The 16896-nt window shown below is 62.1% G+C and carries 15 protein-coding genes; 4 read left to right on the plus strand and 11 right to left on the minus strand.

The window, feature by feature from the left end; genetic code table 11:
- Positions 1–14: 14 nt before the first annotated feature.
- Both ACPWMG_RS19780 and ACPWMG_RS19785 read right to left on the minus strand, forming a co-directional pair.
- Positions 15–2354, minus strand: a complete 2340-nt coding sequence (locus tag ACPWMG_RS19780) for a DNA translocase FtsK (RefSeq protein WP_483301194.1) — start codon at positions 2352–2354, stop codon at positions 15–17.
- 121 nt (positions 2355–2475) lie between these two features.
- On the minus strand, positions 2476–3150 hold the full coding sequence (locus ACPWMG_RS19785) for a Crp/Fnr family transcriptional regulator (RefSeq protein WP_483301195.1): 675 nt from the start codon (positions 3148–3150) through the stop codon (positions 2476–2478).
- A gap of 161 nt (positions 3151–3311) precedes the next feature.
- Here ACPWMG_RS19785 and trxB point away from each other — a divergent pair, with 161 nt between their 5' ends.
- Positions 3312–4265 carry a thioredoxin-disulfide reductase gene (gene trxB, locus ACPWMG_RS19790; RefSeq protein ID WP_483301196.1) on the plus strand — a complete coding sequence of 318 codons (954 nt, stop codon included), beginning with the start codon at positions 3312–3314 and terminating at the stop codon, positions 4263–4265.
- 111 nt (positions 4266–4376) lie between these two features.
- Here trxB and ACPWMG_RS19795 read toward each other — a convergent pair whose 3' ends face one another.
- From ACPWMG_RS19795 to surE, 4 genes are read right to left on the minus strand one after another with little or no spacing between them, the layout of a single operon-like run.
- Complete coding sequence (locus ACPWMG_RS19795; RefSeq protein ID WP_483301198.1) at positions 4377–5537, minus strand: sigma-70 family RNA polymerase sigma factor; 1161 nt, start codon at positions 5535–5537, stop codon at positions 4377–4379.
- Between the two features lie 7 nt (positions 5538–5544).
- On the minus strand, positions 5545–6471 hold the full coding sequence (locus tag ACPWMG_RS19800; RefSeq protein WP_483301199.1) for a peptidoglycan DD-metalloendopeptidase family protein: 927 nt from the start codon (positions 6469–6471) through the stop codon (positions 5545–5547).
- Positions 6472–6482: 11 nt separating this feature from the next.
- Positions 6483–7346: a protein-L-isoaspartate(D-aspartate) O-methyltransferase gene (locus tag ACPWMG_RS19805; protein ID WP_483301200.1), complete on the minus strand. Its 864-nt coding sequence runs from the start codon at positions 7344–7346 to the stop codon at positions 6483–6485.
- Positions 7347–7359: 13 nt separating this feature from the next.
- Positions 7360–8124, minus strand: a complete 765-nt coding sequence (gene surE / locus ACPWMG_RS19810; protein ID WP_483301201.1) for a 5'/3'-nucleotidase SurE — start codon at positions 8122–8124, stop codon at positions 7360–7362.
- 108 nt (positions 8125–8232) lie between these two features.
- On the opposite strand from surE, the gene ACPWMG_RS19815 reads away from it, so the two are divergent.
- Positions 8233–9210 (plus strand): NADPH:quinone oxidoreductase family protein, encoded by a 978-nt coding sequence (locus ACPWMG_RS19815; protein ID WP_483301202.1) that lies wholly within the window; start codon positions 8233–8235, stop codon positions 9208–9210.
- An 81-nt stretch (positions 9211–9291) separates the two neighbouring features.
- Here ACPWMG_RS19815 and ACPWMG_RS19820 read toward each other — a convergent pair whose 3' ends face one another.
- The gene (locus tag ACPWMG_RS19820; RefSeq protein ID WP_483301203.1) at positions 9292–10065 is read right to left on the minus strand and encodes a DUF4397 domain-containing protein; all 774 of its coding nucleotides are present in this window, start codon (positions 10063–10065) and stop codon (positions 9292–9294) included.
- A gap of 237 nt (positions 10066–10302) precedes the next feature.
- Here ACPWMG_RS19820 and ACPWMG_RS19825 point away from each other — a divergent pair, with 237 nt between their 5' ends.
- Positions 10303–10977 (plus strand): glutathione S-transferase family protein, encoded by a 675-nt coding sequence (locus tag ACPWMG_RS19825; RefSeq protein WP_483301204.1) that lies wholly within the window; start codon positions 10303–10305, stop codon positions 10975–10977.
- A 93-nt stretch (positions 10978–11070) separates the two neighbouring features.
- Positions 11071–11646 (plus strand): SRPBCC family protein, encoded by a 576-nt coding sequence (locus ACPWMG_RS19830; RefSeq protein WP_483301205.1) that lies wholly within the window; start codon positions 11071–11073, stop codon positions 11644–11646.
- A 29-nt stretch (positions 11647–11675) separates the two neighbouring features.
- Here ACPWMG_RS19830 and ACPWMG_RS19835 read toward each other — a convergent pair whose 3' ends face one another.
- From ACPWMG_RS19835 to ACPWMG_RS19850, 4 genes are read right to left on the minus strand one after another with little or no spacing between them, the layout of a single operon-like run.
- A complete protein-coding gene (locus ACPWMG_RS19835) occupies positions 11676–12344 on the minus strand; it encodes a DUF2894 domain-containing protein (protein ID WP_483301206.1) in 669 nt (222 codons plus the stop codon).
- Positions 12345–12358: 14 nt separating this feature from the next.
- On the minus strand, positions 12359–13018 hold the full coding sequence (locus ACPWMG_RS19840) for an OmpA family protein (RefSeq protein ID WP_483301207.1): 660 nt from the start codon (positions 13016–13018) through the stop codon (positions 12359–12361).
- Positions 13018–16104 (minus strand): DUF802 domain-containing protein, encoded by a 3087-nt coding sequence (locus tag ACPWMG_RS19845; protein ID WP_483301208.1) that lies wholly within the window; start codon positions 16102–16104, stop codon positions 13018–13020. The genes ACPWMG_RS19840 and ACPWMG_RS19845 overlap by 1 nt, the downstream gene beginning before the upstream one ends.
- A 2-nt stretch (positions 16105–16106) precedes the next feature.
- Positions 16107–16847 (minus strand): DUF3348 domain-containing protein, encoded by a 741-nt coding sequence (locus ACPWMG_RS19850; RefSeq protein WP_483301209.1) that lies wholly within the window; start codon positions 16845–16847, stop codon positions 16107–16109.
- Positions 16848–16896: the final 49 nt, after the last annotated feature.

The raw sequence follows: 16896 nt of genomic DNA on the forward strand, positions 1-16896 counted from the left end.
TTGCCGGGCAGGCATTATTCGGCACGCGGCGGCACCAGCACTTCGCGCTGGCCGTTGGAGCTCAGGGCGCTGATGAGGCCGGCCTTTTCCATGTCTTCCAGCAGGCGCGCCGAGCGGTTGTAGCCGATGCGCAGCTTGCGCTGCACGTAGGAGATGCTGGCCTTGCGGTCTTTCAAAACCACTTCCACGGCCTGGTCGTACATCGGGTCTTTTTCACCGCTGTCGCCGTCACCGTCGCCATCGGACCCGCCTTCACCGTCCACGGTGCCGCCTTCCAGCACACCTTCGATGTAGTCCGGCTCGCCTTGGGTCTTCAGGTAGCTCACCACGCGGTGCACTTCTTCGTCACTCACAAAAGCGCCGTGCACCCGAATGGGCAAACTGGAGCCGCTGCCCATGTAGAGCATGTCGCCCATGCCCAGCAGCGCTTCGGCGCCCATTTGGTCAAGGATGGTCCGACTGTCGATCTTGGAGCCGACCGAGAACGCGATACGCGTGGGGATGTTGGCCTTGATCAGGCCGGTGATCACGTCCACGCTGGGGCGCTGGGTGGCCAGAATCAAGTGAATGCCGGCGGCTCGGGCTTTTTGCGCCAGGCGCGCAATCAGCTCTTCGATCTTCTTGCCGACCACCATCATCAGGTCGGCCAACTCGTCGATCACCACCACGATGTGCGGCTGGCGTTGCAGCGGTTCAGGCTCGTCCGGCGTAAGACTGAACGGGTTGTAGATGAACTCTTCGCGCGCCTTGGCCTCGTCAATTTTGGTGTTGTAGCCGGCCAAGTTCCGCACGCCCAGCTTGCTCATGAGCTTGTAGCGGCGCTCCATCTCGGCCACACACCAGTTCAGGCCGTGGGCCGCTTGTTTCATGTCGGTGACCACGGGCGCCAGCAGGTGCGGAATGCCTTCGTAGACCGACATTTCCAGCATCTTCGGGTCGATCATCAACATACGCACGTCGCGCGCTTCAGCCTTGTACAGCAGCGACAAGATCATGGCGTTGATCCCCACCGACTTACCCGAGCCGGTGGTACCGGCCACCAGCACGTGGGGCATCTTGCCCAGGTCGGCGACGATGGGGTTGCCGACGATGTCTTTGCCCAGGCCCATGGTGAGCATGGACTTGGCTTCGTGGTACACCGCCGAGCCCAAAATTTCCGATAGGCGGATCGACTGGCGTTTGGCGTTGGGCAACTCCAGCGCCATGTAGTTCTTGCCGGGAATGGTTTCCACCACGCGGATCGACACCAGGCTCAAGCTGCGCGCCAGGTCTTTGGCCAGGCCGACAATCTGCGAGCCTTTGACGCCGGTGGCGGGCTCGATCTCATAACGCGTGATCACCGGACCGGGCGAGGCCAGCACCACGCGCACTTCCACACCGAAGTCTTTCAACTTCTTCTCGATCATGCGGCTGGTCATCTCCAGCGTCTCAGGCGCCACGGTTTCCTGGCGCGCCTGCGCCGAGTCGAGCAAATCGACTTGCGGCAGCTTGGAGTCGGGCAACTCGGTGAACAGCGGCTTTTGGCGCTCTTTGGCGACGCGCTGGCTCTTTGGCGGGTCCACCAAAACCGGTTCGATCATCACAGGGGTTGGGTGGTGCGCTTCGATCTCGACACGCTCTTCGCTCACCACCACCTGGCGTTCACGCGCGGCCTTCTTGCCCACTTCCAGATCTTGCGCCACTTCGCGTTTTTCGCGGCGGGTTTCAATCAGGGCATGGGCGCGTGCGCCCAGGCTCTCGGCCACTTGGCCCCACGAGAAGCGGAACACGGCCGACAAGCCGACCACGCCCAGCACAATCCACACCAGGCCAGAGCCCGCAAAGCCCAGCCATTTACTGCTGAATGGGCCCACTACGTAGCCCAGCACGCCGCCGCCCTGCCCTGGCAGGTACGACTCGAGCCGGTACAGGCGCGTCCACTCCAGCGCGGTGCTGGCGCACATCAGCAGTACCAGCCCGATCCAGAAAGCGGCGCGGGTTTCCAGCCAATGGATTTCTTCACCTTTGCCGTTCTTGGGCAAGGCATCAGGGCCGCGCATCCAGTCGGCCAACGTGGCCAGCCAAAACCGCAAACCAGCGGCAAAACACCACCACACCGAAAATCCAAACAAGAAGTAGCTGAGGTCGGCCACCCAGGCGCCGAGTCGACCGCCCCAGTTGCGCACATGGGTCACCTGCCCGGTGGTGGACCAGGCGGCGTCTTGCGGGCTGTAGCTGAACATGGCCAGAAGCCAGAAAACCAGGGCCAGCAGCCCAAAAATGAGGCCGATCTCGCGCACAAAACGACGCACACCGCTACGCAACGGAGAGGAGACGGGACCAGAGGAATTGAGAGTGTTAAGCGAGTAGGTCATGGGCAATCTATGCACCTAAGCTTAACGCATTGAGACGACGACTTGATCGCTCAAGTGAGCAAACGGCCTGTAAGCAGCTGTTGCAAACTGCCCCAGGCGCCCCATCCACGCTTTGAGGTGGCTAGGCCAGAGTGCCAAGCACTGATTTGAGGGCCATGGAGCCGTTATCGCGGCTCTCAATATAGCCACGCTCTTCCAGATCCTTCATCACACGGCTGACCATTTCGCGCGAGGCACCCACCATTTTGGCCACATCCTGACGGGAAATCTTCTCCTTGATGACCATCTGGCCATCGGCATCGGCGCCGGCTTGCTCCAGCAGCACATGGGCCACACGGCCATACACGTCCATTAGCGCCAGCGACTCAATTTTCTGGTCGGCACGGCGCAGGCGCTTGACCAGGCCAGTCATCACGGCGCGCGCCATGGCGGCGTTTTCGCTCAGGCAATGGTCAAACTCGGCACGGCCGAGCATCAGGCAGTCGGTGGGCACTTCGGTCAGCACGGTGGCCGAATGTGGTTCGTTGTCGATCAGACTCATCTCGCCCATGTAGTCGCCGGTCTGCAACGTGGCCAAAATGACTTCGCGGCCGCGCGAATCGGTGGTGAGCACGCGCGCCCGGCCGCTGAGCACAATGTACAAGGCATTCGACTTGCGGCCTTGTTCGACAATGATTTCACCGCGTTTGAATTTTTGCTTGATGACGGCTCGGGCCACTACCTCTGCTTGTTCCGGTGTCATCATCGAAAACAGGGGTACACGCAATAGCAGATCCAGATTTGACAACATCGACATCAAAAATCCTTCCTTAGGCCCCATCTGGGGGCAGGTGATTACAAACAAGGCAAAATTCTCGCCAAGGGTAACCACGCAGGTGGTCCGTTCTGGCTTGAAGTTCTGTAACCAGACGCAAACTGTACACGGCAACCACCGCATTTAACTACAGGTTTTTATCAATGTCAGCCATCAAACACGCCAAGGTCCTCATTCTCGGCTCCGGCCCCGCCGGCTACACCGCTGCGGTTTACGCCGCACGTGCCAACCTCGATCCGGTGCTGATCACCGGCATCGCACAAGGCGGCCAATTGATGACCACCACCGAGGTGGACAACTGGCCCGCCGATGTGGCTGGTGTGCAAGGCCCTGAGTTGATGCAGCGTTTTTTGGAGCACGCCGAGCGCTTCAAGACGGAAATCATCTTTGATCACATCAACGAGGTGGACTTCAGCCAACGCCCTTTCCGCCTGAAAGGCGACAGCGGCAGCTACACCTGTGACGCGCTGATCCTGTGCACAGGCGCATCTGCCCAGTACCTGGGGCTCGAATCGGAAACTGCCTTCATGGGCCGCGGTGTGTCGGGTTGCGCCACCTGCGACGGTTTCTTCTACCGCGAGCAAGAAGTTTGCGTGGTGGGCGGCGGCAACACCGCCGTGGAAGAGGCGTTGTATCTGTCCAACATCGCCAGCAAGGTCACGCTGATCCATCGCCGCGACAAGTTCAAGGCCGAGGCAATTTTGGTCGACAAGCTGATGGAAAAAGTGGCTGCCGGCAAGATTGAGTTGCAGCTGTTCCACACGCTGGACGAAGTGCTGGGTGACGCCTCCGGCGTGACCGGTGTGCGCGTCAAGAGCACGCAAGACGGCAGCACCAAAGACATCGCCGTGCACGGCTGCTTCATCGCCATTGGTCACAAGCCCAACACCGACATCTTCCAGGGCCAGTTGGAGATGAAAGACGGCTACATCGTCACGCGTTCAGGCCTGCAGGGTTTTGCGACCATGACCAGCGTGCCGGGTGTGTTTGCTGCTGGCGACGTGCAGGACCACATCTACCGCCAAGCCATCACCAGCGCTGGTACGGGCTGCATGGCAGCGCTGGATGCACAGCGTTTTCTGGAAAAAGGCGTTTAACGTTTCATCGCCTTAGAACGCTCTAGACGTTTTAAGCAAAAACAGCGGCCTACGCACTGTGCAAGTGCGTAGGCCGCTTCTATTTTGGGAGCGGGTTAAACGCCGCGCAGCTCAGAACAACGCGTCTTTGCCAATACCGTTGCGCCCCAGGTGCAGGCGCAGTTTGCGCAACGCTTCCACCTGAATCTGCCGCACACGCTCACGCGTCAGCCCCAGGCGCTCACTCAGCACTTCCAGCGTTTCAGGCTCGCGGTCGTGCAGACCGTAGCGGGCGTCCAGCACCTCACGCTCGCGCACCGATAACATGCCCACCCATTGGTCAAGCAGTTGCCCCACTTCGTGATCCTGCGTGGTGTTAGAAGGGTCGATGGCCTGCTCATCGGGTAGCGAATCACCGATGTTGCCACCGTCTTCGGCGCGGTCCAGCGAGGCATCCAGCGAACGCGGGGTTTCGGCCAGCGCCAGCAAATCGGCCACCACGTGTGGGTCGCGGCCCAACAGACTGGCCACGTCTTCCACGCGCACGCCGTCCGGGCGCAGCGCCGAAAAGGCCGAGTCGTTCTCCAGCGTGCGCCGCGCACGCAGCACCTGCTGCAGTTCACGCACCACGTGCACCGGCAAGCGGATCACACGACCCTGGTTCATCACCGCACGCTCCACCGACTGGCGGATCCACCACGTGGCGTAGGTCGAGAAACGGAAACCGCGCTCGGGCTCAAACTTGTCAATGGCGTGCATCAACCCGAGGTTGCCCTCTTCGATCAGGTCGCTCAAGGGCACACCCCGGCCGAGGTAGAACTTGGCAATGCTCACCACCAGGCGCAGGTTGTGCTCGATCATGGCCTGGCGCGCCTCGAAGTCGCCGCTGCGCGCGCGCGTGGCCATCTCGAATTCTTCGGCGGGTGTGAACAACGTGGTGCGGCGCACGTCGCGTAAATACTTGGTGAGGATGTCGCCGCCATCGCCCGCTGCGGCCGAGGCGCTGGAGATGGCGTCCAACCCGTCCGCATTGCGCGACGATGGAGCATTGCTGCGCTTCGAAGAAGCTGGTGGAGAGGAGGCTTCGCCTTGCCCGCCGTTGTCAAGGCTGGCCGAAAGGGCTGCAAGAGCCGCCAGCGCTGCGGCGTCTGGCTCCCCCAGGCTGGCGGGGTCTAAGGGATCGGGGAGTTCGGTGAACGGCGGCGCTTGATGAGCATCCGGCCCATCGCCTGGCACCGGAGCACCCAACGCGTCCAAGTCCATTTTCTGGCCGGCAGCGTTGGGTTTCTTCATGGTGTTCCTACCTGGCGGGCAGGTACTTGGCCGGATCGACCGGCTTGCCCTGACGACGGATTTCAAAATGCAGCTTCACGCGGTCGGCGTCGGTGCTGCCCATTTCGGCCACCTTCTGGCCCTTGCGCACGGTTTGATCATCTTTGACCAAGAGCGTTTGGTTGTGTGCGTAAGCGGTAAGGAAAGTGTTGTTGTGTTTCAAGATGATGAGGTTGCCATAACCACGCAGGCCAGCACCGGCATAAACCACACGCCCATCAGCGGCGGCCAGCACGGGGTCACCAGCTTTGCCGCCCAGGTCCAGGCCCTTGTTCTTGGCTTCGTCGAAACCGTTCAGCAGGGCGCCGCTCACGGGCCAGATGAAGGCCACGTCATCAGCACCGGCTGAAGCAGCAGGTGCTGGGGCGGGTTTGGCTGCTGCCGCAGCACTGGCAGCAGCGGCATTGGCGGCGGCCGCAGCCGAGGCAGCGGAAGACGCTGCCGTGGCAGTCGAAGCACCCGAAGATGCAGCCGATGCGGCAGTGACCGTCGACGACGTGACCGGGCGCGTCACCACGCCGTTGTCACCGCTTGGCGTGGCGCCTGGGGTGACCACGCGCAGCACTTGGCCGACTTCAATGATGTTGGGATTTTCGAGGTTGTTCCAGCGCGCAATGTCGCGCCAGCTTTGGCCGTTGTCTAGGCCAATGCGGATCAACGTGTCACCCGGCTTGACGGTGTAGTAACCCGGACGGCCGGCGTTTTCGGCGCCGGGCAGAGGCTTCACGGGAGCGACTTCGGTGGCGCCCGCTTCACCGTTTGACGAGGAGTACGTACCACGCTCCTCAATGGGCGCCGTGCGCCGCGCGTTGTTTGAAAACGAACATCCCGCCAACCCTGCGACCACTACCAGCAACAAGCCGGTTTTCCACCCTTGACCACGCAAACCAACCATGAGTAATTCCTTCAAGCAATGCCTGATTTTAAGGGGACAAAGTGAACCGCCTCGAGCACCTGTTGTGTCAGACCGTGTACTGTCCGATCCACCACCACCAGCGCCTGCTGGCCTGTGCCGGTGACGGTAGGTGCCACCAGGCGCCCGCCTACGGCCAGTTGTTCCAGCCAGGCCTGGGGCACGGCTTCGCCCCCGGCGGCCGAAATGATGCCTGCATAGGGGCCGCCCTTGGGATACCCCAACATGCCGTCGCCCAGCAGCAAATGCACGTTGGCTAATTTGAACGGGCGCAAATTGGCGCGCGCCTTTTCGTGCAGGCCGCGCAGCCGCTCGATGCTGTAGACCTCGCGCACCAACTCCGCCAGCACGGCGGCCTGGTAGCCGCAGCCGGTGCCGATTTCCAGCACACGCGTCAGCGGACCACGGCTGGCCAGTTCGGACTGCAGCAGCAACTCGATCATGCGCGCCACCACGTTCGGCTTGGAAATAGTTTGGCCCAGGCCAATCGGCAGGCTGGTGTCTTCGTAGGCCTGGTTGACGAGCGCGGTGTCCACAAAGCGGTGGCGCTCTACCGTGCCAATGGCCTGCAGCACGGCCTTGGAACTGATGCCGGTGTTGGCCAGGTGCTGCACCAGGCGCGCGCGCATGGCGGCAGAGTCCATGCCAAAGCCGCGCGGCGCCAACGACGACGCCCCCGGGGCCAACGCCACGGCTGTGGCCGTGTTGGTTTTTCTTAACGGATTCAGGCCGTTGACGCCTGCTGCAGTTGCAGGGGCCGCTCTCGTTTTAGGAGTAGGCGCAGGGGTAATGGTTTTGCCGGTCGGTTTGCCCGAATGCAGGTCGATGCGGGCGGGAAAGCTGGGACGTTGTGCCATGCCGTCGCGACCCTTATTTGTCGCCAACCAACTGCGCCGCCGTCTGCGCCCAGTAGCGCAGGTGCTCGTGGTCGGTCAGGTCGACCTGCAACGGCGTCATGGCCACATGGCCCTGCGTGGTGGCGTGAAAGTCGGTACCGTCGGCATCGTCCTTGACCGGGCCAGCATCGCCAATCCAATACATGGTTTCGCCACGTGGGCTGGTCATGGTGATGACTTTTTCGGCCGCATGGCGCCGCCCCAGGCGGCACACCTTCATGGGCTTGATATCGGCGTAAGCCAGGTTGGGAATGTTCACGTTCAGCAGCCAGGGCTGTGCGCCCACCAGTTGCTGCTGCAGCATGCGTTGCACCAGTTCGCGCGCCACACGGGCCGCGTCTTCGATGTGTTCCCAGCCGCGCTTGGTTTGCGAAAACGCAATCGCTGGCACGCCGAACAGATAACCTTCCATGGCCGCACCCACGGTGCCGGAGTAGATGGTGTCGTCGCCCATGTTGGCGCCGTTGTTGATGCCTGAAACCACCAGGTCTGGCCGATAGCCCAAGAGGCCAGTCAGCGCGATGTGCACGCAGTCTGCCGGCGTACCGTTGATGTAGCGAAAGCCGTTGTGCGCAGTGTGCACATACAGCGGCGCGGCCAGCGTCAGTGCGTTCGACTTGGCGCTGTTGTTGTGTTCAGGCGCGACCACTTCGACTTCGGCCACGTCTTTCAGGGCTTCGTACAGGGCGACGATGCCGGGTGCCTGGTAGCCGTCGTCGTTGGAGATGAGGATTTTCATGAGCAACGGGCATTGTAGGTGGGGCCTATGATGAACACATGAACCTTTGAGAATCGCTGACGCCACATACAGACACCACATACAGACACCACAGACTGGAGACATCCTATGCACGCTTGGTTATGCGAGAACCCGATTGGGGTAGGCGCCCTCACCTGGAAAGAACTGCCCACGCCTGAGCCCGGCCCCGACGAAGTGCGCGTGGCCATCAAAGCCGCCAGCCTGAACTACCCCGATCTGCTGATCGTGCAGAACAAATACCAACTCAAGCCGCCGCTGCCATTCGTGCCGGGCGCCGAGTTTGCGGGTGTGGTGGAAGCCGTAGGGGCCAATGTGCGCCACCTGCGCCCGGGGCAGAACGTGGTCACGCTCACCGGCACCGGCGGCTTTGGCACCCACGCCATCGCGCCCGCAGCCGTGTGTATGCCGCTGCCCGATGGTTTTCCGTTTGCCGACGCCGCAGCCTTCACCATGACCTACGCCACCTCGCACCACGCGCTGGTGGATCGCGCCCAACTCAAAGCCGGGGAAACCGTGCTGGTGCTGGGCGCGGCGGGCGGCGTGGGCACCTCGGCCATCCAGATTGCCAAGGCCGTGGGAGCCCGCGTGATCGCCGCCGCATCAACCGACGAAAAGTGCGCCTTCTGCAAAACGCTGGGCGCCGACGCCACCATCAACTACAGCACAGAAAACCTGCGCGATGCCTTGAAGACGCTGACCGAAGGCAAAGGCCCCGACGTGATTTACGACCCGGTAGGCGGCGACTTGGCCGAGCCGGCGTTTCGCTCCATTGCCTGGCGCGGCCGCTACCTGGTGGTGGGTTTTGCGGGCGGCGCCATCCCCGCCCTGCCCTTCAACCTGGCGCTGCTCAAAGGCGCATCGGTGGTGGGTGTGTTCTGGGGTGGCTTTGCCAAACAAGAACCCAAGGCCAATGCTGCCGCCATGGCAGAGCTGGTGCAATGGTACTTCACCGGGCGCATCAAGCCGGCCATCTACGCGAGCTTGCCGATGGCCGATTTGCCCAAGGCCTATGCCTTGCTGGATGGACGCGCGGTGTTAGGCAAGGTCGTTTTGGTAAACCACTGAAGCTGACCGCAAAAAAGGGCCCGCCCAGCGAAATGCCGAGAGGGCCCAAAGAGGGGAGCGAGAGCGCTTGCTTGGTTTGATTTAGAGCGCGTTAGAAACTTCTTCAGAAGTGCTGGCCGCATCGTTGGCCTTCACCAACAACACCTTCAGGTTCAACGGCACCAACGAGCCCGGCAGCAGCGTGACAATCCAGTCGCCGTTGTCGGGCGAAGTGATGGGCGCGCGGAACACCGGTACCTTGGAGCCCGCCGCCGTGATGGTCAGCACATAGGCGTGGTTGCCGCCTGAGAACTCGTTAGAGTCGCTGCCCGACTTGGGCTCAGCCGCTTTGTAGTCCACCGAAGCGAAGTTGGGTGCAACTGCGCTGAGGTCGACGTTGGGCTCGGTCACATACACGTCCACGTCTGGGGCGTTGAAAGCTGCGTTCAACACACGGATGCGTGCACGGTCGCTGGTCAGGCTCTTGTTGTAAGGGTCTCGGATCAACAGCAACTCGCTGCCGGTGCCCGAATCCGGCACGGCCACCAAGGTGAACTTGTTGCCACGCGTGGTTTCAAAATTTTGCTGGCCCACCGCCACATCGCCCGTGGTGGTGCGCACCGACCAGGTCGCTGTGGAGGTGGAAACATCGAAGTACTTCGAGGCGCCCTTGTAAGGTAGGTTGGCCGCATCGGCTTGCAACACGTTGTCGCGGTACAGCGCCACATTGGGTGCCAACGGCACGGCGTGCACCAGGCGCACCTTGGGGTCGGCAATGTCAACGCGGTCGTCCAGGTTGTCGTCACCGCCGCCACCGCAGGCGGTCAACAGAACGATGGGGGCACAAGCGAGCAGGAGTTTGAAAGTCTTGTTCATAGGATGTCACCTCAATTTCAAAAATGGCGTTCAAGTGTTTTTTCAGCTTCCGTATCAGTTGCTACGGCAAGTGAAGCCACTGTAGGGACGGCCCACGGCGTGGCCTGTGGGGCGAGGCGTGCGTGTCATGTCGGTGTCACCTGACTCTCATGTGGGACAGGGCCTGCATGCAGGCGCGGCAACGAAGCTTCACAATGCCGCTACCGCTTCATCTATTGGCTCACAAATACGCAAACAATGATCACCGTCCACCACCTCAACAATTCCCGCTCGCAGCGCGTGTTGTGGCTGCTTGAAGAACTCGGCCTGCCCTACGAGATCAAGCATTACCAGCGCGACCCTGACACCATGCTGGCGCCGCCCGAGTTGCGCCAAGTGCACCCACTGGGCAAGTCGCCGGTGATCACCGATGGCGACGTCACGGTGGCCGAGACTGGCGCCATCATCGAGTACATCCTTGAGCGCTACGCCCATGGTCGCTTGCTGCCTGCCGTAGGCTCGCCCGAGCACTTGCGCTACCGCTATTGGCTGCACTTTGCCGAGGGTTCCGCCATGCCGCCACTGCTGCTGAAACTGGTGTTCGAGCGCATCAAGGCCACCAAGATGCCGTTCTTCGCCAAGCCGATTGCAAGCGCCATTGCCGACAAAGTGCTGGGCACCTTGGTAGACCCAAACCTCAAGCGCCAACTCGATTTCATCGAGGCGGAACTACAGCGCAGCGAATGGCTCGCTGGCGCCGAATTCAGCGCCGCCGACATCCAGATGAGCTTTCCGCTGGAAGCTGCGCGCCAGCGCGCCGGGCTGGATGCCAGCCGCCCCAAGGCGATGGCGTGGCTGGCACGCATCCATGCGCGGCCCGCGTACCAACAGGCGCTGCAGCGTGGTGGTCCGTACAGTTTTGCCAACGACTAGATCAGCATCGCCGTAAAAGCAACAGCCTCGCTGGAGGGGTGCTTACAAATGCATTAGCTTCTAAACTGGCTTCAGCACAACCAAGGGGATGCCATGTACCAAGGACGCGCGCTGAGGTTGACGGTCTTGACCGTTTTTCTGGGGCTGTCACATGCCGCGCATGTGGCCGTTGCAGCCGACGAACCGCCCGTGGTGGCCGAGAGCGATATCCAGGTCGAGCGCTCCGGCGACCATTTCATCGTCGACCTGACCATGCATGCGCCCGTACCCCCTGCGCGCGCCTGGGCGGTGCTCACCGACTTCGAACACATGGCCAGCTTTGTGCCCAATCTCACCAGCAGCCAGATCACCGAGCGCGGCGAAAACAAACTCAAGATCACGCAGACCGGCGTGGCGCGCTACGGCGTTTTTTCGAGCAAGTACGAATCGGTCCGTGAGATCTACCTCAGCCCACCGAACGAGATTCGCGCGCATGGCGTCGGCGGTAATGTCTCCCACCTGGAAAGCGTGATGCGCCTCGAAGCCGACGGTACCGGCACCAAGCTCACCTACCACGCCGAAGCGGCGCCGGACTTTTGGTTTCCACCCGTCATCGGCCCAGCGCTGGTGCGGCACGAAACCGCAGAACAGTTCAACGCCATGCTGCGCGAGATGCTCAAACAGCCTTAGCCGCTTGACGAGCCGACTGACAAACCGTTTTACTTCTTTGCCCGGCTGCCTTGGCCTCGGCGCGCGGCAGCTTTGACCTCTGCGGGAGCGGGTTTTTGGTTCGCCTGGTCGAGCCACAGCAAGGTATCGACATGCGACATGAAACGCCGCAAGTAATCAGGCGACAAGCCACGCATCAGCGCCAGCGAATGCAGCACCAGCATGTGCGAGTTCAGCGGGCCAGCGTTTTCTGGCGCGCGCACCAAGGCGCGTTCTACCTGCTGTACCGCAGCGATTTTTGAATAGGTTTCTCTGAAGCGGCGCACGCTTTTCAGCTCGCGAGCGGGGCGACCGCCGGGCTTGGTCTGCGCCGTGTCGTGTTGTGTAGCCTGCAGGATGTATTGGTTCAGTTCTGTCAGCGGCGTGGCGACGGCTGTGGCCGCTTTGGAAACCGTGCGCGGGCGTTGCGCCAATGCGCTGTCGGCTTGCTTTTGAGCTTGGGTGGAGCGTTCAGCATAAGCCGTCAACGCAGCCAGTAGCTTACGCTCCAGAATGGGTTGAACGGCGGCAGACGCTTGGGGTAAACGTTGCGCCATGGCTTCGATGAAATGGAAGCGCACCGGGTCGATGCGCTGAGCATCTTTTGCACGCAAATCGTCCAGCGCAGTCTGCCAAGACTGCGGGGCGGCTTCCAACTCTGACACGGCTAAATCGTTCAAGGCGGTCACTGCATTCAGGGGGTAGCGGTTTTCACACCTGCAGAACGCGGCACGGGGGCCATCTCCACACGGCGGTTCAACGTACGGCCTTGTTCATTGGCGTTAGTAGCCACAGGTTGCTCGGCGCCAAAAGCCGCAGCAAACACGCGCGACGACGGCATGCCCTCTTCGATCATGGCGCGCGACACGGTGAGCGCGCGCTGGGCCGAAAGCTCCAGGTTGTCGGCGAAGCGGCGGTTGCCTTCCTGGATGGGTTTGTCGTCGGTAAAACCGCTGACCATCAGCATGTCGTCGCGTTCGCCCAGGTAGGCTTGCAACGCGGGCACCAGGCTCTTGAGCAGTTGGCGACCATCGGGGCGCAACTGGTCGGAGTTCACCGGGAACAACACATTGCCGCTGATGCCGATGCGCCCGTTGTTCAACGTCACGCGGCCACTGGCCAGCGGAATGGCCAGGGCTTTTTCCAGCGTCATGCGGCGCTGCTCTTCCACCTGGCGTTTTTGCACTTCGGCTTGCAGGTTGGTGACCAGGTCCATCTGCACCACCAACACGCCCACCAAGACCAGCACAAACGCGCCCAGCAAGCCGGCCATCAGGTCGCCAAAAACGGCCCACACCGGAGCGGTTTGCTCCAGGCCGTCATCAGAGACTAGGCTGTCGTCCTGGCTGCTCATCAAGCCGCTTCCTTGGAGGCTGTGGAGGAGGTGGTGGTGGTGACTGCAGCGGCTTTGGCGTCACGTCGGCGCAGGTCTTCCACAATGCCTTGTTGCGAAGCAATGCTCAGGTCAATGACCTCGCGCGCCTGCGCCACGTAGTAGGCCAATTGTTCGTCGCTGCGGGCGGCCGCCTGGCCCATCACGCCTTCCATGCGCTGCAGACTGTCGATGAGTTTTTCGTTCGACGCGCTGAACAGTTGCACACCGTGGTTGAAGGCTTCACCCAGGCTGGCCAGTTCCACCGCGCTGCCGGCCACATGCGCGGCAGCGTCAGATGCCGAACCGGCTTGTGTACCCAAGGTTTCAGCAAAGCGGTTGCTGGCTTGGCCGAGCGTGGCTTCAGCAGACGCCACCAGCGACTCGATCGCTGCGCGTTGTTCACCCGAGGCCTGGTTCAAGCTTTGCAGCAGGGTGTTGATGTTTTCGACCAACTCGGTGCGCTCGGCCAGGGCCTGGTTGTCGCGCTCGGTGAGCCGGCTCATCTCGCCGCGCAATTCGGCAATCACTTCGGCGGCGGCTTGTGGCACTTCGGAAGCGGTTTGCATCAGGCGCGTCATCGGGTTTTCAAGTGCCGCACCCAAGGTAGCCAATTGGCCCGCCATGGCGGCCTGCAACTCGCCCAAGCGCTCCACAGCGGCCTGGCCGCGCGCCGCTTCTTCACTGCGCAGTGCGCTGAGTTCGCTGCGCCACAGGTTGGCCAGGTCGTCCATGCGCTGGCCTTGTTGTTCGGTCCAACGCGCTTCGGTTTCCACGCGCGAAACGATCAAGGTTTCAGACATGTCCAGCAGACCGGCAATGTCGTTTAGCGTCTGGCTGGCTTGGCCGTTCACGCGCTCGGTGATTTCGGCGGCGGTTTTTTCCAGGCTCAGGCACACGGCGCTTTGCTGGGACAGGGTTTGCGCCCCCACCTGCTGCCATTCGTTCTTGAGCGTGGTCGCCATGGTCTCCAAACCTTGCGCCCAGGCCTGCAGGCGCTGCTGCTCGGCCAACGCCTGGTCGGTTTGAGTCTTGGCAGCCACGTCGTGCAGCGTCGCCAAATGGCTGGCCAGCGCAGTTTGCAATTCGCCCAGACGCTCCACAGCGGCTTGGCCGCGCGCGGCTTCTTCCGTGCGTAGCGCGCTGAGTTCGGTACGCCACAGGCCCGCCAATTGGTCCATGCGCTCGCCTTGCTGCGCGGCCCAACGCGTTTCAGCTTCGACGCGTGAGCTGATCAGCGACTCGGACTTGTCGAGCAGACCGGCGATGTTGTCCAGCGTTGCGCTAGCTTGGTCGTTGACGCGCGCGGTAATTTCGCCAGCGGTTTTTTCCAGGGTCAGGCACACGGCGTTTTGCTGGGCCAGCGTTTCGGCACCAGCCTGTTGCCATTCAGCTTTGAGCGTGGCGGCCATGTGCGCCAGGCCTTGCGTCCAGGCTTGCAGACGTTGTTGGTCTGCGGCGGCTTGGTCGGTTTGCGACTTGGCCGTCACGTCGTGCACGCTGGTCAGGTGGCTGGCCAAGGCGGCTTGCAATTCGCCCAAGCGATCCACTGCCGCTTGGCCGCGCTGGGCTTCAGCTTCACGCAGTGCTGTCAACTCGGTGCGCCATAGTGCGGCGAGTTGGTCCATGCGCTCGCCCTGCTGTTGCGCCCAACCGGCTTCAGCGGCTATGCGTGTTTGCACCAGCGCTTCAGATTGCGCCAGCAGCCGGGTCACGTCGCCCATCGCTTGGCTGGCTTGTGCGCTGGCACGTGCGGTAATGTCGCCAGCGGTCTTCTCCAGTGTTTCGCACACGGCCTGCTGCTGGGCCAGCGTTTGCGCACCGGCTTGTTGCCATTCGGTTTGCAGCGTGGCGGCCATGGTGGCCAGCCCTTGCGTCCAGCTTTGCAGACGCTGCTGGTCAGCCGCGTGTTGGTCGCTTTGCGACTTGGTCGCCGCATCGCCTACCGAGATCAACAAGGCATTGGCGCGTTGCTCAAAAGCTTGGGCAAAGGCTTGCAAGGCGAGGTCGAGTTTTTCGACCTGCTGCGCGCTGGTGTTGGCGTGGGTTTGCAGTGCAGTGGTCCAACCGTCGCTGACCGTGCGGGCCGTGTCGCCAAACGCACCGGACAAGCCGGTCAACTGGGCTTGCGTAGCGTCGAACACGCTTTGGTGCATGCGCTTGGACTCCTGCGCCATCTCGGCCATGGCGGCTTCGACCACGGGCTTGATGCTGTCGCCGGCCGCTTGGGCACCGGCGGCCAGACTGTCTCTGAGCGACGTACCCACGCGGGTCGCCAGGTCGGTGTAGGCCACGCTCACGTCGCGGTGGAACTGCGCCTGCTGGCTTTGCAGCTGCGCGTCCAGTTGCTGGCTGCGGCACTCCATGCCGTCCATCATGGCCTGCAAGCGATCTACCACTTGGGGCAAGGCTTGCGCCTGCACTTGCAGGGCTTTGTAGGCCTCTTGGCGTTGGTGGCCCAGCGACAGGGGCTTGAACACGGTGGCCACACGGGTGTCAAGCAGGCGCACCACGTCCAGGCGCTCACGCCGCGCGATGGCCGACAGCAGGCCCAGCATGGCAGATGCGGCCACACCGGCGACCGAGGTGCCAAATGCCAAGCCCAGGCCCTTGATGGGCGCAGCCAAAGCCGTGCGGATGGCTTGCAAATCCGTAGAGCCTTCGAGCGCAAATACCGCTCCCTTGAAGGTGACCACCATGCCCAGGAAGGTGCCCAGCATGCCCAGCATCACCAACAGGCCCACCAAGTAAGGCGTGAGGGCCAGGCCCGGCAATGCAGCGCGCTCACCCTCGATGCGCAAGCGCACGGGGTTTTGCAGCGCGGCAGGCACACGGTTGAGCCATGCGGCGATATCGGCCAGCGGTTGCGTGGTGTCCGTCAGCGCGGCGGACAAGGCCGCCGTGGCGGCCCGAAACTGCAACACCTCAAACGCACCGAGCACATACACGGCGGCGATCACCAAGGTCATGGCCAAGGCCAACCCACTGGTGCCCACAAAACCCATGCCAACCCAGCCCACGGTGGCCAGGCCGATGGCAAAAACAGCGGCGAAAACAATCCTGTTCATTCTTATTTCTTAACCTCTTGTGGAGCGGCGTTGAACGCCTCTATCAATCCCAAAACGGGCTGCAACCGGGTGTCCAGTTCAGCCAGTAAAACTTCTTGTAGCTCGTGGCCAAAGGCGTCGAGCCATGGCGCCTGCGAGGCATCGTCTTGATGTGTTTTGCGCAACGCATCGAAGCGCTGCTTCAACATGGTGGGCACAGTGGAGAGCAGCTTTTGCTCGCGCACTTCGAGCATTTGCGCCCACATGGCGTCCAACGCGGCCAATTGGCGCAGCTCTGGTGATGCCGCCGACAACGCTTGTTGCACATGGGCACGCAACGGCTCGATCATCAGTTCCATCTTGCGCTGCTGGTCGAGGTAGCGCTGGCGGTACAGCGCGAAATCGACCACGGGCTCTGACGCCTCTGCCACCACCACCTGCCGTTGGAACGCCGCAAGACGCGGCGCGCGTGGGCTGGGGGCATCCACCGCCGCCACGTGTTTCGCGGTGATGGACTGCTCCAGCGTGGCGCGCACCTGGTCGAATTGTTCCTGCAGGCTGACCTTGCCAACCTTGCCCGCGCCCGTCGCGGGGGCTTGCTCGCCCAACGCCTTCATCGACTGGTGCTTGGCGTGCAGCGTGACGGCATCGAAAACCCCCACCCATTGGCTCAGCCGCTCAGCGGAGTCCTGGCGCGACGCCTCGACCCCGCCGGGGGCGGCATCATCCAACAAACGAACGAGTTTTGAACTGCTGAAGTTCATGCGCAAAAAAATGAATTCCTTTGCACCATAGGGTGCAACGACAACAAAT

The organism is Hydrophilobacter chitinilyticus (assembly GCF_049860745.1).
Lineage (GTDB): Bacteria > Pseudomonadota > Gammaproteobacteria > Burkholderiales > Burkholderiaceae_C > Rhodoferax_B.

Excerpts from the sequence above, each read along its gene's own strand:
- trxB (WP_483301196.1), top strand. The coding sequence starts at position 3,312 with ATGTCAGCCATCAAACACGCCAAGGTCCTCATTCTCGGCTCCGGCCCC.
- ACPWMG_RS19840 (WP_483301207.1), bottom strand. The coding sequence starts at position 13,018 with ATGAGCAGCCAGGACGACAGCCTAGTCTCTGATGACGGCCTGGAGCAA.
- ACPWMG_RS19805 (WP_483301200.1), bottom strand. The coding sequence starts at position 7,346 with ATGGCACAACGTCCCAGCTTTCCCGCCCGCATCGACCTGCATTCGGGC.
- ACPWMG_RS19820 (WP_483301203.1), bottom strand. The coding sequence starts at position 10,065 with ATGAACAAGACTTTCAAACTCCTGCTCGCTTGTGCCCCCATCGTTCTG.
- ACPWMG_RS19800 (WP_483301199.1), bottom strand. The coding sequence starts at position 6,471 with ATGGTTGGTTTGCGTGGTCAAGGGTGGAAAACCGGCTTGTTGCTGGTA.
- ACPWMG_RS19850 (WP_483301209.1), bottom strand. The coding sequence starts at position 16,847 with ATGAACTTCAGCAGTTCAAAACTCGTTCGTTTGTTGGATGATGCCGCC.
- surE (WP_483301201.1), bottom strand. The coding sequence starts at position 8,124 with ATGAAAATCCTCATCTCCAACGACGACGGCTACCAGGCACCCGGCATC.
- ACPWMG_RS19830 (WP_483301205.1), top strand. The coding sequence starts at position 11,071 with ATGTACCAAGGACGCGCGCTGAGGTTGACGGTCTTGACCGTTTTTCTG.
- ACPWMG_RS19785 (WP_483301195.1), bottom strand. The coding sequence starts at position 3,150 with ATGTCGATGTTGTCAAATCTGGATCTGCTATTGCGTGTACCCCTGTTT.
- ACPWMG_RS19825 (WP_483301204.1), top strand. The coding sequence starts at position 10,303 with ATGATCACCGTCCACCACCTCAACAATTCCCGCTCGCAGCGCGTGTTG.
- ACPWMG_RS19815 (WP_483301202.1), top strand. The coding sequence starts at position 8,233 with ATGCACGCTTGGTTATGCGAGAACCCGATTGGGGTAGGCGCCCTCACC.
- ACPWMG_RS19780 (WP_483301194.1), bottom strand. The coding sequence starts at position 2,354 with ATGACCTACTCGCTTAACACTCTCAATTCCTCTGGTCCCGTCTCCTCT.
- ACPWMG_RS19795 (WP_483301198.1), bottom strand. The coding sequence starts at position 5,537 with ATGAAGAAACCCAACGCTGCCGGCCAGAAAATGGACTTGGACGCGTTG.
- ACPWMG_RS19845 (WP_483301208.1), bottom strand. The coding sequence starts at position 16,104 with ATGAACAGGATTGTTTTCGCCGCTGTTTTTGCCATCGGCCTGGCCACC.